Origin of the sequence: Pseudonocardia sp. KRD291, from assembly GCF_019263595.1 — a bacterium.
Taxonomy (GTDB): Bacteria; Actinomycetota; Actinomycetes; order Mycobacteriales; family Pseudonocardiaceae; genus Pseudonocardia.
This window is the reverse complement of sequence record NZ_JADQDD010000141.1, coordinates 1-15,685: the sequence shown is the minus strand read 5'-3', so window position 1 is coordinate 15,685 and position 15,685 is coordinate 1. Positions and strand designations below refer to the sequence as shown.

The 15,685-nt window shown below is 72.5% G+C and carries 12 protein-coding genes and 2 tRNA genes; 9 read left to right on the top strand and 5 right to left on the bottom strand.

The window, feature by feature from the left end:
• Both I4I78_RS19240 and ilvD read right to left on the bottom strand, forming a co-directional pair.
• The coding region (locus tag I4I78_RS19240; protein ID WP_218612763.1) for an aldo/keto reductase at positions 1 to 893 on the bottom strand (893 nt) is incomplete at its 3' end.
• A gap of 175 nt (positions 894 to 1,068) precedes the next feature.
• On the bottom strand, positions 1,069 to 2,910 hold the full coding sequence (gene ilvD, locus I4I78_RS19235; protein ID WP_218612762.1) for a dihydroxy-acid dehydratase: 1,842 nt from the start codon (positions 2,908 to 2,910) through the stop codon (positions 1,069 to 1,071).
• Between the two features lie 372 nt (positions 2,911 to 3,282).
• Between ilvD and I4I78_RS19230 the strand changes: the two genes are divergently transcribed.
• Positions 3,283 to 3,672: a hypothetical protein gene (locus tag I4I78_RS19230; RefSeq protein ID WP_218612760.1), complete on the top strand. Its 390-nt coding sequence runs from the start codon at positions 3,283 to 3,285 to the stop codon at positions 3,670 to 3,672.
• 39 nt (positions 3,673 to 3,711) lie between these two features.
• Here the strand turns inward: I4I78_RS19230 and I4I78_RS19225 are convergent, their stop codons facing one another.
• Positions 3,712 to 4,143 carry a PH domain-containing protein gene (locus tag I4I78_RS19225; protein ID WP_218612759.1) on the bottom strand — a complete coding sequence of 144 codons (432 nt, stop codon included), beginning with the start codon at positions 4,141 to 4,143 and terminating at the stop codon, positions 3,712 to 3,714.
• Positions 4,144 to 4,488: 345 nt separating this feature from the next.
• Between I4I78_RS19225 and I4I78_RS19220 the strand changes: the two genes are divergently transcribed.
• From I4I78_RS19220 to I4I78_RS19200, 5 genes are all read left to right on the top strand, one after another.
• Positions 4,489 to 6,438 (top strand): acetolactate synthase large subunit, encoded by a 1,950-nt coding sequence (locus tag I4I78_RS19220; RefSeq protein WP_218612757.1) that lies wholly within the window; start codon positions 4,489 to 4,491, stop codon positions 6,436 to 6,438.
• A complete protein-coding gene (gene ilvN, locus I4I78_RS19215; protein ID WP_218612756.1) occupies positions 6,435 to 6,944 on the top strand; it encodes an acetolactate synthase small subunit in 510 nt (169 codons plus the stop codon). Before I4I78_RS19220 ends, ilvN begins: the two co-directional genes overlap by 4 nt.
• An 89-nt stretch (positions 6,945 to 7,033) precedes the next feature.
• Positions 7,034 to 8,038 carry a ketol-acid reductoisomerase gene (gene ilvC, locus I4I78_RS19210; protein ID WP_218612753.1) on the top strand — a complete coding sequence of 335 codons (1,005 nt, stop codon included), beginning with the start codon at positions 7,034 to 7,036 and terminating at the stop codon, positions 8,036 to 8,038.
• Between the two features lie 187 nt (positions 8,039 to 8,225).
• A complete protein-coding gene (gene serA, locus I4I78_RS19205) occupies positions 8,226 to 9,839 on the top strand; it encodes a phosphoglycerate dehydrogenase (protein ID WP_218612752.1) in 1,614 nt (537 codons plus the stop codon).
• 239 nt (positions 9,840 to 10,078) lie between these two features.
• The gene (locus tag I4I78_RS19200) at positions 10,079 to 11,137 is read left to right on the top strand and encodes a 3-isopropylmalate dehydrogenase (RefSeq protein WP_218612750.1); all 1,059 of its coding nucleotides are present in this window, start codon (positions 10,079 to 10,081) and stop codon (positions 11,135 to 11,137) included.
• A gap of 135 nt (positions 11,138 to 11,272) precedes the next feature.
• Here I4I78_RS19200 and I4I78_RS19195 read toward each other — a convergent pair whose 3' ends face one another.
• On the bottom strand, positions 11,273 to 11,581 hold the full coding sequence (locus tag I4I78_RS19195) for an EthD family reductase (RefSeq protein WP_218612746.1): 309 nt from the start codon (positions 11,579 to 11,581) through the stop codon (positions 11,273 to 11,275).
• 236 nt (positions 11,582 to 11,817) lie between these two features.
• On the opposite strand from I4I78_RS19195, the gene gltX reads away from it, so the two are divergent.
• The 3 genes from gltX to I4I78_RS19180 all read left to right on the top strand — a co-directional run bounded on the left by gltX (position 11,818) and on the right by I4I78_RS19180 (position 13,565).
• Entirely contained in the window at positions 11,818 to 13,311 is a 1,494-nt protein-coding gene (gene gltX / locus I4I78_RS19190) for a glutamate--tRNA ligase (RefSeq protein ID WP_218612744.1), read from the top strand.
• Positions 13,312 to 13,381: 70 nt separating this feature from the next.
• Positions 13,382 to 13,453: transfer RNA gene (locus I4I78_RS19185), tRNA-Gln, on the top strand.
• A gap of 39 nt (positions 13,454 to 13,492) precedes the next feature.
• Positions 13,493 to 13,565: transfer RNA gene (locus tag I4I78_RS19180), tRNA-Glu, on the top strand.
• 107 nt (positions 13,566 to 13,672) lie between these two features.
• Here the strand turns inward: I4I78_RS19180 and I4I78_RS19175 are convergent.
• On the bottom strand, positions 13,673 to 15,583 hold the full coding sequence (locus I4I78_RS19175; protein ID WP_308252219.1) for an Hsp70 family protein: 1,911 nt from the start codon (positions 15,581 to 15,583) through the stop codon (positions 13,673 to 13,675).
• Positions 15,584 to 15,685 lie beyond the last annotated feature (102 nt).

Sequence of the window (15,685 nt, the reverse complement as noted above, 5' to 3'; positions counted from 1 at the left end):
GCGGTCAGCTCCAGCTCCGCGGCCGCGATGTTCTGCTCCAGGTAGGTGCGGCGCTTCGTGCCCGGGATCGGGACGACGTGCGCGCCGCGGTGCTGCACCCACGCCAGCGCGAGCTGCCCGGCCGTCACACCGCGCGCGTCGGCCAGGACCTTCAGCGCCTCGACGATGGCCAGGTTCGCCGCCATGTTGTCCTCGCCGAAGCGAGGCAGACCCTTACGCATGTCGCCCTCGCCGAGCTGGGCGGTCGAGGTGATCGCGCCGGTCAGGAACCCGCGTCCGAGCGGGGAGAACGCCACCACACCGATGCCGAGCTCGGCGCACGTCGGCGCGACCTCGTCCTCGATCCCGCGGGTCCACAGCGACCACTCGCTCTGCACCGCCGTCACCGGGTGCACGGCGTGCGCGCGCCGGATCGTCTCGGCGCCGCACTCGGACAGGCCGTAGTGGCGGATCTTGCCCTGCTCGACGAGCCCGGCCAGCGCCCCGACCGTGTCCTCGATCGGCACGTCCGGGTCGACACGGTGCTGGTAGTAGAGGTCGATGTGGTCGACCCCGAGGCGGGTCAGGGACTCGTCGCAGCACGCCCGGACGTGGTCCGGGTCGCCCTGCACACCCTGGTTGCCCGCGGCGTCGCGGACGATGCCGAACTTGGTGGCCAGCACCACCCGGTCCCGCCGGTCGGCGATGGCGCGCCCGACCAGCTGCTCGTTCGCGCCCGCGCCGTAGACGTTCGCGGTGTCGAGCAGCGTCACACCGAGCTCCAGGGCCCGGTGCACGGTCGCGATCGACTCGGTCTCGTCGGAGATGTCCCCGTAGGCCTGGCTCATCCCCATGCACCCGAGGCCCTGCGCGGAGACCGTGAGCGAGCCCAACTGTCGCGTACCGATAGCCATGCCAACCAACGTACCCACCCCACTCCGGCACGAGCATCCGCGTCATGGCTCCACAACGCGGCCTCGGCCGGCCCAGGGCCGCGTCATGGCTCCACAACGCGGCTTACGGCGGCCGCGTGCCGCGTCATGGCTCCACGACGCGAGATGGTGGGGGTGAGACGCCGGCCGGGAGAGCTCAGGGGATGCGGCGGACGGCGCCGGTGTCGGCTGAGGTGGCCATCGCGGCGTAGACCTTGAGCGCCTTGGACACGACCCGGTCGCGGTCCACCGGCTGCCAGGGGCGCTCGCTCGCCTCCATCTTGGCCCGTCGCTCGGCCAGCACCTCGTGCTCCACGAGCAGCTCCAGGCTCCGCTCCCGGACGTCGAGGCGGACCCGGTCGCCGGTCTCCACCAGGCCGATCACCCCGCCGTGCGCGGCCTCCGGGGAGACGTGCCCGACCGAGATGCCGCTCGACCCGCCGGAGAACCGGCCGTCGGTGACCAGCGCGCAGACCTTGCCCAGGCCCGCGCCCTTGAGGAACGCGGTCGGGTGCAGCATCTCCTGCATCCCCGGCCCGCCGGAGGGCCCCTCGTAGCGGATGACGAGCACGTCGCCGGGCTTGATCTCCTTCTTCAGGATCGCCGACACCGCGTCCTCCTGGCTCTCCAGGACCACGGCCGGGCCCTCGAAGTTCCAGATGTCCTCCGGGATCCCCGCCGTCTTGATCACCGCGCCCTGCTCGGCGAGGTTGCCGCGCAGCACGGCCAGGCCGCCGTCGGCGGAGAAGGCGTGCTCGACGTCGTGGATGCACCCCGTGGCGGCGTCGGTGTCCAGCGACGACCAACGGTTCGAGGTCGAGAACGCCTCGGTGGTCCGGACGCCGCCGGGCGCGGCGTGGTAGAGCTCGACCGCGGTCTGCGACGGCGAGGCGGCGCGGATGTCCCACTCGCCGAGCCACTGCTCCATCGACGGCGAGTGCACCGTGTGCACGCTCTCGTTGAGCAGCCCACCGCGGTAGAGCTCGCCCAGGATGGCGGGGATTCCGCCGGCCCGGTGCACGTCCTCCATGTGGTAGTCCGAGTTCGGCGCGACCTTGCTCAGGCACGGCACGCGGCGCGAGATCGCGTCGATGTCGGCGAGCGTGAACTCGATCTCGCCCTCCTGCGCGGCGGCGAGGATGTGCAGCACGGTGTTCGTCGACCCGCCCATGGCGACGTCGAGGGCCATCGCGTTCTCGAACGCCTCCTTGGTCGCGATCCGGCGCGGCAGGACCGAGGCGTCGTCGTCGCGGTACCAGCGCGTGGCCAGCTCCATCACCGTGCGGCCCGCGTTCAGGAACAGCTCCTTGCGCGCGGCGTGCGTGGCCAGCGTCGAGCCGTTGCCGGGCAGTGCCAGCCCGAGCGCCTCGGTGAGGCAGTTCATCGAGTTCGCGGTGAACATGCCGGAGCAGGACCCGCAGGTCGGGCACGCGGAGCGCTCCACCTCGGCCAGCCCCTCGTCGTCCACCGCCGAGGACGCGGACGCCGAGATCGCGGTGATCAGGTCGGTCGGTGCCTGCGCGACGCCGCCGACGACGACCGCCTTGCCGGCCTCCATCGGCCCGCCGGAGACGAACACGGTCGGGATGTTGAGCCGCATCGCGGCGTTGAGCATCCCGGGCGTGATCTTGTCGCAGTTCGAGATGCAGACCAGCGCGTCCGCGGCGTGCCCGTTGACCATGTACTCGACGGAGTCGGAGATGATCTCGCGCGAGGGCAGCGAGTAGAGCATCCCGCCGTGGCCCATCGCGATGCCGTCGTCGACCGCGATCGTGTTGAACTCCTTGGAGACGCCGCCGGCCTCGCGGATCGCGCCGGCGACCAGGTCGCCCATGTCCTTGAGGTGCACGTGGCCGGGCACGAACTGCGTGTAGGAGTTCGCGATCGCCACGATCGGCTTGCCGAAGTCGTCGTCGCCCATCCCGGTCGCGCGCCAGAGCGAACGCGCTCCGGCGGCGTTGCGGCCGTGGGTGGTGACGCGGGAACGGAGGGCGGGCATCGGGTCTTCTCTCCAGCCGGGTTCGTACCGACCGCCGGACGACGGCGGACGGGTGGGTCGTGCGGTCACGGACGACCGGGTGCGGTGGCGCGGTGCCGTCCCTGCGCACCCCGCGGACCGGGGCCGGTTCGGGTCTCGTGCCCGGCCGGATCGCGACGAGGTGATCGGGAACCACGGTACGCCCCCGATGAGCACCCGTTTCGCCCGTCCGCCACCGGATCCGGCGCCCCCGGGGTCCGGCGGTCGCTTCGAGTTTCGTCCGATGATGCAACCCGAACGTGTCCTTCCGCGTCTCCGGTAGTGCCACGAGCACGTCACGTCGATGTGGGGACCGGGCCGCGTGGCCCGATCCCCCGGGGGAGAGAAGCGATGATGCGGAAGCTGATGACGGTCGCGGGGAGTCTGGCCATCGGGGTGGTGTGCGTCGGCGGGACGGCCGTCGCCTCGCCCGTGACGCCGCCGCCGCCGCCGGTCGGGACGGCCGTCGCCCTGGACGGGACGACGGCCGACGGGACGACCGTCGCGGCGTCGCGTCCGCTGCGCGACCCGGTCTACGCGCAGTGCTACGACCTGCTCACCCCGGACGGCCGCGGCGCAGACTGGCGCGAGTTCGTGAACGGGACCGACCGCCTGGCGCTGACCAGCACCGAGTCCTGCACGCAGGTGTCCTCCGGCCGGGCGGGTGCGGTGGAGTCCCTGGCCGCCGGCGAGCGGTCCGGCATCCGCACGATCCGCTCGGTGCGGTTCAGCAGCATGCCCTGACGGGGGTCGCCGGGCCGGTCACCCCGGCCCGGTGCAGCCTCAGCCGTCGGTCGGGTCGGGCACGCGCCCGCCGCTGGCGACGGCCAGCGCCGGCAGGTCGCGCAGGTGCACCGCCGGCAGCGGCAGCGCCGAGTCGTCGCCGAGCACGGCGGTCAGCCCGGAGCGCCTGCCCAGGCGCAGCGAGGCGATGTCGTCCCAGGCGACGCTGCGCGAGCCGGTCACGGTGCGCGCGGTGACCGTGTCCCCGTCGACGGTGGTGCGCACCCGCAGCAGCCACACGACGAACCCGACCGGGACGAGCACGACCAGCCAGAAGAACGGCACCGAGAGCATCAGCGGCAGCGCGCAGATCAGGAACAGGGCCGCCGCCAGGGCCCCGAGCGCCGAGTGCCGGAACACCAGCCGCGGCGGGACCTCGCGCGGCACCTGCGACGCGGCCGGGTCGGGTGCGGACGGTTCGGTGCTGCTCACCGGCCCATTCTCGCACCGGACGCCCACGCGGGCCTGCAGGGCCGCACGGGTGCCGCGGCGCCGGGAGCCGGTGGCTGCGCACCCGATGCCGCGGTGTGGTCGGCACCCGGTGCGCTGGCGGCGTTGACGCGGGCCGCGGCGCGCGTGCTAGCGTCGCTGCATGTTCGTCATCCGAATTCTCGTACTTCCCGGGCGCGTCGACGCCTGAGTAAGACGTACTCGGACGACGACGCGCCCACCCTCGCACCAGCCCATCCCACGGGCGGCGGGGGCTTTTTTATGTCACCAGCACAGTTCATGTCCCACACCTGATCAGTAGCGATCTCCAGCGAGGCAGAGGCGATCATGACCACCGCACCCTCCCGATCCGGGTCCGCCGGGCCGAAACCGGCGCCGCCGCCCGGCCGGACGGCCACCCCGCGCAGCGACTCGCCCGCCGCCGCGCGCGGCGAGGCGACCGTTCCCGGCCCGCGCGTCGACAACGAGCCGATGACCGGGGCGCAGTCCCTGGTCCGCTCGCTCGAGGAGATCGGCTGCGAGGTCGTGTTCGGTCTCCCGGGCGGCACGATCCTCCCGGCCTACGACCCGCTGCTGGACTCGGAGAAGGTCCGCCACATCCTGGTCCGCCACGAGCAGGGCGCGGGGCACGCCGCGACCGGGTACGCCCAGGCCACCGGCCGGGTCGGGGTCTGTATGGCGACGTCCGGGCCGGGAGCCACGAACCTGGTCACCCCGATCGCGGACGCGCACATGGACTCGGTGCCGCTGGTGGCCATCACCGGCCAGCAGAGCCGGCCGCTGATCGGCACCGACGCCTTCCAGGAGGCCGACATCACCGGCATCACCCTGCCGGTGACCAAGCACAACATGCTGGTGACCGAGGCGACGGAGATCCCGCGCGCGATCGCCGAGGCCTTCCACCTGGCGTCCACCGGCCGGCCCGGCCCGGTCCTGGTGGACATCCCGAAGGACGTCCTGCAGGAGGCGACGACCTTCTCCTGGCCCCCGGAGCTGGCGCTGCCCGGCTACCGGCCGACGACCCGGCCGCACGGCAAGCAGATCCGCGAGGCCGCCCGGCTGATCCAGCAGTCCACGCGCCCGGTGCTCTACGTCGGCGGTGGCGTGCTCAAGGCCGAGGCGTCGCAGGAGCTGCTCGAGCTCGCCGAGCTCACCGGCGCCCCGGTCGTCACGACGCTGATGGCGCGCGGTGCGTTCCCGGACTCGCACGAGCTGCACCTGGGCATGCCCGGGATGCACGGCACCGTGGCCGCGGTGGCGTCGATGCAGCGTGCGGACCTGCTGGTGGCGCTCGGGTCCCGGTTCGACGACCGGGTCACCGGCAAGCTGGACAGCTTCGCCCCCGCGGCGAAGATCGTGCACGCCGACATCGACCCGGCCGAGATCTCCAAGAACCGCCGCGCCGACGTGCCGATCGTCGGTGACGCCAAGGAGGTCGTCGTCGAGCTGATCGAGGCGATCCGGGCCGAGCGCGAGCAGCACGGCGCGCCCGACCTCACGGCCTGGTGGTCGCAGATGTCCGAGCTGCGCACGACGTTCCCACTGGGCTACTCCTGGCCCGACGACGGCGCGCTGTCGCCGGAGTACGTGATCGAGCGGATCGGCGCGATCGCCGGCCCGGACGCGATCTACGCCGCGGGCGTCGGCCAGCACCAGATGTGGGCCGCGCAGTTCGTCCGCTACGAGAAGCCGCGGACCTGGCTGAACTCCGGTGGCCTGGGCACGATGGGCTACGCGGTGCCGGCCGCGATGGGCGCCAAGGTGGGTGCGCCGGACACCGTCGTCTGGTGTATCGACGGCGACGGCTGCTTCCAGATGACCAACCAGGAGCTGGCGACCTGCGCCATCGAGGGCATCCCGATCAAGGTCGCCGTGATCAACAACGGCAACCTGGGCATGGTCCGGCAGTGGCAGAACCTGTTCTACGGGGAGCGCTACTCCAACACGAACCTCAACACCCACAAGCTGCGCATCCCGGACTTCCCGATGCTGGCCGAGGCGATGGGGTGCGTGGGCCTGCGGGTGGAGTCCAAGGAGGACGTCGACCGCGTGATCCGCCAGGCGATGGAGATCGACGACCGCCCGGTCGTGATCGACTTCGTGGTCGGCGCCGACGCCCAGGTGTGGCCGATGGTCGCCGCCGGCACCGGCAACGACGAGATCATGGCGGCCCGCCACATCCGGCCGCTGTTCGACAGCGACGAGCTGGCCGCGAGCGTGGACGACGTCTCCGACGTCACGACCGAGGCCCTGCGCCCGGAGGGGGACCGGTCATGACCGAGCGGCACACGCTGTCCGTGCTGGTGGAGGACAAGCCCGGCGTGCTGGCCCGGGTCTCGGGGCTGTTCTCCCGGCGCGGGTTCAACATCTCCTCGCTGGCCGTCGGCCCGACCGAGCACCCGGACGTCTCCCGGATGACGATCGTGGTCGAGGTCGACGAGCTGCCGATGGAGCAGGTCACCAAGCAGCTCAACAAGCTCGTCCACGTGATCAAGATCGTGGAGCTGGAGCCGGACGCCTCGGTGCAGCGCGAGCTGCTGCTGGTCAAGGTCCGTGCCGACTCCACGGTGCGTAGCCAGGTGCTCGAGACCGTGCAGATGTTCCGGGCCAAGGTCGTCGACGTCTCCCCGGAGGCGGTCACGGTCGAGGCCACCGGGACCACGGACAAGCTCAATGCGCTGCTGCGGATGCTCGAGCCGTACGGCGTCCGCGAGATGGTCAAGTCCGGGATGGTCGCGGTGGGCCGCGGGCCCCGCTCCATCACCGCGGCCGCCGTCCGCTAGACAGCGCTCACCCACCCCGCCGGCGACGCAATCCCCGCCGGCTGCCGTCCCCCGACGGCGACACCCATCGGAAGGAAGCCACACGCATCATGGCCGTGAACATCTACTACGACGACGACGCCGATCTGTCGATCATCCAGGGCCGCAAGGTCGCCGTGATCGGCTACGGGTCGCAGGGCCACGCCCACTCACTGTCGCTGCGTGACTCCGGCGTCGAGGTGAAGATCGGCCTGCCGGAGGGCTCGAAGTCCCGGCAGAAGGCCGCCGACGAGGGCCTCGAGGTGGTCACCCCGGCCGAGGCGTCGGCCTGGGCCGACGTGATCATGATCCTGGCGCCGGACACCAAGCAGCGCTTCATCTACGCCGACGACATCGCGCCGAACCTCGAGAGCGGCGACGCGATCTTCTTCGGGCACGGGTTCAACATCCGCTACGACCTGATCAAGGCGCCGGCCGACGTCGACGTCGCCATGGTCGCGCCGAAGGGACCGGGCCACCTGGTCCGCCGTCAGTACGTCGACGGCAAGGGCGTCCCGGCCCTGATCGCGGTCGAGCAGGACCCCTCCGGCAACGCCAAGGCCCTCGCCCTGTCCTACGCGGCCGGGATCGGTGCCGGCCGAGCGGGCGTCATCGAGACCACGTTCAAGGAGGAGACCGAGACCGACCTGTTCGGTGAGCAGGCCGTCCTCTGCGGCGGTGCCGCGGCGCTGGTGCAGACCGGGTTCGAGGTGCTGACCGAGGCCGGCTACGCCCCGGAGATCGCCTACTTCGAGTGCCTGCACGAGCTCAAGCTGATCGTCGACCTGATGTACGAGGGCGGCATCACCAACGAGCGCTTCTCCATCTCCGACACCGCCGAGTACGGCGACCTCACCCGCGGCCCGCGCGTCATCACCCCGGCCGTGAAGGACGAGATGCGCAAGATCCTGACCGAGGTGCAGGACGGCACGTTCGCCCGTGAGTGGGTCGCCGAGGACGAGAACGGCCGGCCGAACTTCGACCGCCTCCAGAAGGAGGGCTCGGAGCACTCCATCGAGCAGGTCGGCGAGAAGCTGCGCGGCCTGATGAGCTGGGTGGGCACCAAGGCCACCTGAGCCGGCTCCCGGCCCCGCCCGGGGTTCTGCTCGCGGACGCCACGAACGGCCCGCCCGTCGGACGAGGTTCCGACGGGCGGGCCGTTCGCCGTTGCCGGGCTCGGTCCCGGGGGAGCGGGTTTCCACCTAGAATCAGGCCGTCCGAGGCCACCCGTCACGACCCGATCCCGGGGAGCACCGCAACACCGTGAGCAACGCCGCCACCGCCCAGATCCGTCCAGTCGTCCTCCTCGCCGAGAAGCTCGCCCCCTCCGCGGTCGCGATGCTCGGCGACGACGTCGAGATCCGCGAGGTGGACGGCACCGACCGCCCCGCGCTGCTCGCGGCGATCGCGGACGCCGACGCCCTGCTCGTGCGCTCGGCCACCCAGGTCGACGCCGAGGCGTTGGCCGCATCCACCCGGCTCACGATCGTGGCCCGGGCGGGGGTGGGCCTCGACAACGTCGACGTCGCCGCCGCGACGGCGCACGGCGTGATGGTCGTCAACGCGCCCACGTCGAACATCGTCTCCGCCGCCGAGCACGCGATCGCGCTGTTGCTCTCCGCCGCCCGGCACATCCCGGCCGCCGACGCGAGCCTGCGCCAGGGCCAGTGGAAGCGCAGCAGCTACACCGGCACCGAGATCAACGGCAAGACCGTCGGCATCGTCGGCCTGGGCAAGATCGGGCAGCTGGTCGCCCAGCGCCTGGCCGCGTTCGGGGTCGAGCTGGTCGCCTACGACCCCTACATCTCCAAGGCCCGCGCCGCCCAGCTGGGCATCGAGCTGCTCGAGCTCGACGACCTGCTGCGCACCGCGGACGCGATCTCGATCCACCTCCCGAAGACCCCGGAGACCCTCGGCCTGATCGGCAAGGACCAGCTGGCGCTGACCAAGCCGGGCGTGCTCATCGTCAACGCCGCCCGCGGCGGCCTGGTCGACGAGCAGGCGCTGGCCGAGGCCGTGCGCTCGGGCCACGTCGGCGGCGCCGGCGTGGACGTCTACGTCACCGAGCCGACCACCTCGAGCCCGTTGTTCGAGGTGGAGAACATCGTCGTCACCCCGCACCTGGGCGCCTCCACCGACGAGGCGCAGGACCGGGCCGGTACCGACGTCGCGCGGTCGGTGCAGCTGGCGCTGGCCGGTGAGTTCGTGCCGGACGCGGTGAACGTGCAGATCAACGGGTCGGTCGGGGACGAGGTCCGGCCGTGGCTGCCGCTGGTGCAGAAGCTGGGCACCACACTGCAGGCCGTCGCGGGCGCCACCCCGACCTCGATCACCGTCGACGTGTCCGGCGAGCTCGCCGACGAGGACGTCTCGGTGCTGTCGCTGGCCGCGCTGCGCGGCGTGTTCACCCACGTCGTGGACGACCAGGTGACGTTCGTCAACGTCCCGGCCCTGGCCGAGGAGCGGGGCATCACGGTCGAGCTGACGACCGCGCCGGAGAGCGCGAACCACCGCAGCGTCGTGCAGCTGCGCGCGGCGATGGCCGACGGCGAGTCGGTCACCGTCTCCGGCACGCTGACCGGGCGCGCCGAGGTGGAGAAGCTCGTCGAGATCAACGGCCGGCACTTCGACCTGCGCGCCGAGGGCGAGGTCGTGCTCCTGGAGTACACCGACCGTCCCGGTGTGATGGGCCGCGTGGGGTCGCTGCTCGGCGAGGCCGCGGTGAACATCGAGGCCGCGCAGATCTCGCAGACCACCGACGGCGCGGACGCGATCATGCTGCTGCGCGTGGACCGCCAGATCGACCCGGCGGTGCTGGAGCCGATCGGCGCCTCGGTCGGGGCCCGCACGACGCGCCTGATCTCCTTCGACGACTGACGGCCCTATCCCGACGCGGGCGCCCGGCGGTCCTACGGAGGCCCTGGGTGCAGCGCCTGCCGCGACGACCGGCAGAATGTGGCCCACTCGCGGCGTGTCGCGTCGCGGGTGCCCACGGCGGGGCCCTGCCCACGCGGTGGGCACCCGATCGGGGCATATCGATCGGGTGGCCGGTGTCATGATCGTGCGCCCGCTGCTTGTAGCGTGCGGTGACGCCCCGTGAAGAGAGGACATCAGGCATGCGCCTTGCGGTCATCCCCGGCGACGGAATCGGTCCCGAGGTCGTCGACGAGGCGCTGAAGGTCCTCAACGAGGTCGTCCGCGATGTCGAGACCACCAACTACGACCTCGGCGCCGCCCGCTGGCACTCCACCGGCGAGCTCCTGCCGGAGACCGTCCTGACCGAGCTCAAGGGCCACGACGCGATCCTGCTCGGCGCCGTCGGCGACCCGTCGGTGCCCAGCGGCATCCTCGAGCGCGGGCTGCTGCTGCGGCTGCGCTTCGAGCTCGACCACCACGTGAACCTGCGCCCGGCGCGGCTCTACCCGGGGGTGCGCGGCCCGCTGGCCGGCAACCCCGAGATCGACCTGGTGGTCGTGCGGGAGGGCACCGAGGGGCCCTACGTCGGCACCGGTGGCCTGCTGCGCAAGGACACCCCGCACGAGATCGCGACCGAGGTCAGCCAGAACACCGCGTTCGGCGTCGAGCGGCTCGTGCGGGACGCCTTCACCCGCGCCGAGCGCCGCCCGCGCAAGCACCTCACGCTGGTGCACAAGACGAACGTGCTCACCTTCGCCGGCGCGCTGTGGTCGCGGATCGTGGAGGAGGTGTCGCTGGAGCACCCGAACGTGTCGGTGGCCTACCAGCACATCGACTCGACCACGATCCACATGGTGACCGACCCGGGCCGCTACGACGTGATCGTCACCGACAACCTGTTCGGTGACATCCTCACCGACCTCGCGGCCGCGGTGACGGGTGGCATCGGGCTGGCCGCCAGCGGCAACCTCGACGCCAGCCGCACCAACCCGAGCATGTTCGAGCCGGTGCACGGCAGCGCCCCGGACATCGCCGGTCAGGGGATCGCGGACCCGACGGCCGCGGTGCTCTCGCTGGCCCTGATGCTCGACCACCTGGGCCACCAGGACTCGGCGAAGCGGATCGAGGCGGCGGTCGCGTTCGACCTGGCCACCCGCGACCACAGCGCCACCGGCAACACCTCGTCGATCGGTGACCGCCTCGCGGCACTGGTCAGCAGCCGCGAGGTCGCGCCGTCCGCACCTCTGCAGGGCCGCTGACCGGCCGACGCACCACAGACGCCCGGGGCGGTCGCGGACTCCGCGACCGCCCCGGTGTCATTCCAGAGCTTCCTCAGTGCAGATGTTCGTTTCGCGAGCTCCTCTCAGCGCAGATGTTCGTTTCGCAAGCTCCTCTCAGACGACGTTCGACTCGCCGCTGAGCATCGTCACGCCTGCGCCGGCGAAGTTCTCCAGGTCGGCCACGGCGGCCTGGCCCTCGGGCCCGCCCATGCCCGCGCCGAACGACGCCTCGTCGGCGAACTCGAGCACGGCGACGAGGTGGTACGCGGGCTGCGCGCCGTCCGGGCCCGGGGCCGGACGGTTGACCGTGAAGCGCTGCAGGCCGGGCAGCTTCTTCGCCAGTGGCGCGTGCACGTTGTCGTAGTGCTTGTCGAACGCTGCCGGATCCTCGGGGTGGTTGTACAGGGCGGTCAGCTGGAACACGGGAGTACCTCCGGCGATCGGGCCCGCGCGCGTCGGTGCGAGGGGGCTGTGCCATCCCTAACGCATGGCCGCGACGCTGCCTACCGGCTCCCACGATGTGGAACCCGTCAAGTGATCATTTCCGGTGCCACGTCGTCGTCGGTTCGCGCCGGCCGCCGGGCCGGGTCGTCCACCCGGCTGCCCGCCCGGCTGCCCCACGTTCTGCCCGGGCAGGCCGGGGATAGGCTGCCCGGACCATGAGTACTCCTGCCCAGGTCCGGGTCCGGTTCTCCCCGTCCCCGACCGGTACCCCGCACGTCGGTCTCATCCGCACCGCCCTGTTCAACTGGGCGCACGCCCGGCACCACGGCGGGGCGTTCGTCTTCCGGATCGAGGACACCGACGCCTCCCGCGACTCGACCGAGTCCTACGACGCGCTGCTCGACGCGCTGAACTGGCTCGGCCTGGACTGGGACGAGGGGCCCGAGGTCGGCGGCCCGCACGCGCCCTACCGGCAGAGCGAGCGCGGCGAGTACTACGCCGACGCGCTGCGCCGCCTGGTCGGCGCCGGCGAGGTCTACGAGTCGTTCTCCAACGCCGAGGAGATCGAGGCGCGCCACCGCGCGGCCGGGCGGGACCCGAAGCTGGGCTACGACAACGCCGACCGCGACCTGACGCCCGAGCAGGTCGCGGCGTTCCGCGCCGAGGGCCGCGCGCCGGTCTACCGGCTGCGGATGCCCGCGCACGACGTGACGTTCACCGACCTGATCCGCGGCGACGTCACGTTCCGCGCTGGGCAGGTGCCCGACTTCGTGCTCGCCCGCGGCGACGGCACCCCGCTCTACCCGCTGACCAACCCCCTCGACGACGCGCTCATGGGCATCACCCACGTGCTGCGCGGCGAGGACCTGCTCTCCTCCACCCCGCGCCAGATCGCGCTGCTGGAGGCCCTCGCGAGGGTCGGCATCGGCAACGGCCCGCTGACCTACGCGCACCTGCCGCTGGTCACCGGCGAGGGCAACCGCAAGCTGTCCAAGCGCGACCCCCAGTCGAACCTGTTCGCCTACCGCGACCGCGGGTTCACCCCGGAGGGGCTGCTCAACTACCTGGCCCTGCTCGGCTGGTCGATCGCCGAGGACCGCGACGTGTTCACGCTGCCCGAGATGGTGGAGGCGTTCGACGTCGGCCGCGTGTCGGGCAACGCCGCCAGGTTCGACCTGAAGAAGGCCGAGGCGATCAACGCCGCGCACCTGCGCCTGCTGGAGCCCGACGACTTCGCCGGGCGGCTGCTGCCGTACCTGCGGGCCGAGGGCGTCCTCGACGGCGAGCCGGACGACGCGCAGCGCGCCCTGCTCACCGCCGCCGCGCCGCTGGTGCAGGAGCGCAGCGTGGTGCTCTCCGACGCGGCCCGGATGCTGGCGTTCCTGTTCGTCGACGAGAGCTCGTTCACACCCGACCCGGACGCCGCGGAGAAGAACCTCGGCGCCGACGCCGCGCCCGTCCTGCAGGCCGCGATCGACGGCCTGGGCGCGCTCGACGAGTGGACCGCCGAGACCGTCGAGGCCTCGCTCAAGGAGTCCCTGGTCGACGGGCTGGGCCTCAAGCCGCGCAAGGCTTTCGCCCCGGTCCGGGTCGCGGTCAGCGGTCGCACGGTGTCCCCGCCGCTCTACGAGTCGATGGAGCTCCTGGGTCGCGAGCGGTCGATGGGCCGCCTGGGGGCCGGTGTCCGGCGGGCGGAGAGCGTGGGTTAGAGTATGTCCATCACGGATTGAGGCAGTCGTTCCGGAGCGATGAGCAACGGAAGCGGCCACCAAGATCCATTGGGGTATGGTGTAATTGGCAGCACGACTGGTTCTGGTCCAGTTAGTCTAGGTTCGAGTCCTGGTACCCCAGCGGAAACGCAAGTTTCCCGCACATCGCAGAATATGCCGCGGCCCCGTCGTCTAGCGGCCTAGGACGCCGCCCTCTCAAGGCGGTAGCGGGGGTTCGAATCCCCTCGGGGCTACACACGAGATCCCCCACTCCGAATCGGAGTGGGGGATCTTTTCTGCGCGCCCACGGTGTGCCGACCGCCCGTCCGGGGCCTGTCGCGGCGCCCGGACGGCGGTCGGTTCAGCGCCGCTGCGGCTGGCCCCCCGCCGGCGGGGCCGGGCTGCTCGACTCGGACGACGGTGGTGCGCTGCTGCTCGTCGTGGTGGGCGTGGAGGTGCTGCTCTCCGGGGGCTTCGGCGGCGGCGTCGGCCCGACCGGCGGTGGTACCACCGGCGGCGGCGGGGCCTGGGGCGTCGACGTCACGTCGGACGGCCGCTCCCGGGTCCGCTCGGGCTGCTCGGTCGTCACCGGTGCCTGCTCGGTCGTCGTGGCCGCGGCGGGCGGGGGCGCCGGCGCCGCGGTCGTCGGCAGGGCCGGGAGCTCCGGCGTGGCGTTGCTCACCGTCTGGTCGTTCGGCCAGAACAGCACCGCGCCGATCACCGCGACGGCCGCGACCACGCCACCGGCCCCGATCAGCAGGGCAGGCGAGCGGCCCGCCTGGGCGGCGGGCTCGGGCGACAGGGCGGTGTCGCCCGCGTACCCGGCGCCTCCGTACCCGGCGTCCCCATACCCGTCGCCCGCGTACCCGCCCGCGCCGTACCCGGCGCCGCCGTAACCGGCGGCCCCGAGGACCGGCAGCTGCTCGGTCGGCGGGTCCTGCGGGTCGTAGCCGTGCGGGAGGTACTCGGTGCCGGCGTGTGCCGGGTCCAGGTACTCCGTGCCCGGTTCGGCGGCCGCGCCCGCGGACATCCGGTCGGTCACCGGCTCGTCGACCGGCGCACCGGCGGCGCCCGCCACACCGGCCGCGGCGCCCGCGCCGACGACGCCGGTCGCGGCTCCCGACGGCCACGGCCCGGAGCTCGATGCCGCACCGACGGCCGGCCCGGCCGGCTCGGCCAGCGCGAGCGCGGCGCCCTGGGCGATCGCGTTCTTCGGGTCGGCGTCCACCGACACCGGCCGTCCGAGCTGCTCGGAGACCATCTGCGCGACCAGCGGGATCCTCGACGAGCCGCCCACCAGCAGTACCGACGACAGGCCGGCCGGCTCCAGCCCGGCCGAGCCGACGGCCCGTCGCAGCGCGGCGACGGTCTCCTCCAGCGCGGGTCGGATCAGGTCCTCGAACTCCCCGCGGTGCAGCCGCACCGAGAGCTGGGTGCCGCCGAGCCACACCGGGATCGTGACCTCGGTGTCGGCCGAGAGTGCCTCCTTGGCCTCGCAGCAGTCCCGGCGCAGCCGCGCGACCGCGGCCCAGACCTGCGGGTCGGACTCGTCGAGACCGGCGAACGCCTCCGGAACGGCCGCGCGGACGTGGTCGAACACGACCTGGTCGAAGTCGACACCGCCGAGGAACTCCACGCCCTCGGGACGGCCGAGCAGGGTGAACCCGACGCCCACGCCGGGCACGGCGTCCTTGCGGACGACGGCGGCGTCGAACGTGCCGCCACCGAGGTCGTAGACGGCGATCGTGGAACCGGGCTCGACCCGTTCCGCACCGGCGTAGCGCAGCGCCGCGGCCTGCGGCTCGGCCAGGAACGTGACGGTCAGCCCGGCCGCGGCCAGCGCGGAGCCCAGCAGCTCCTTCTTGTGCGCGCCCCAGGATGCGGGGTGGGTGACCGCGATCCGGTCCGGCGGGGCGCCCTCGCGGCGCACGACCAGGTCGACGACGTGCCGCACGAGCAGCACGGACAGCTCCTGCGCGGTGAACGGGCGGCCGCCCAGCGACACCGGCGTCGGGTCGCCGAGACGGCGCTTGAACTCGCGGGCCACCCGGTCCGGCTCGCCGACCCCGCGCCGTTCGGCGGCCTCACCGACGAGCACCGACCCGTCCCCGGAGAGGAACACCACGGACGGGACGTCGACCGAATGGTCACCGAGAGTGATCATCTCCGGCGTGCCGGGTGACTCCGAGCGACTGATCGCGGCAGCCGTCCTGGTCGTGCCGACGTCGATCCCGAGCAGGTAGCCCATCGTCTCCCCGGTACTAGCGCGCACGGATCCGGCCGGACTGCCGGGTCCACGGCGACCTACGGTAGTCGGCGCCCCACCCCGATCGGACGGCAGCCACTCCACCCGACCACCGACCCGCGTTGTGGA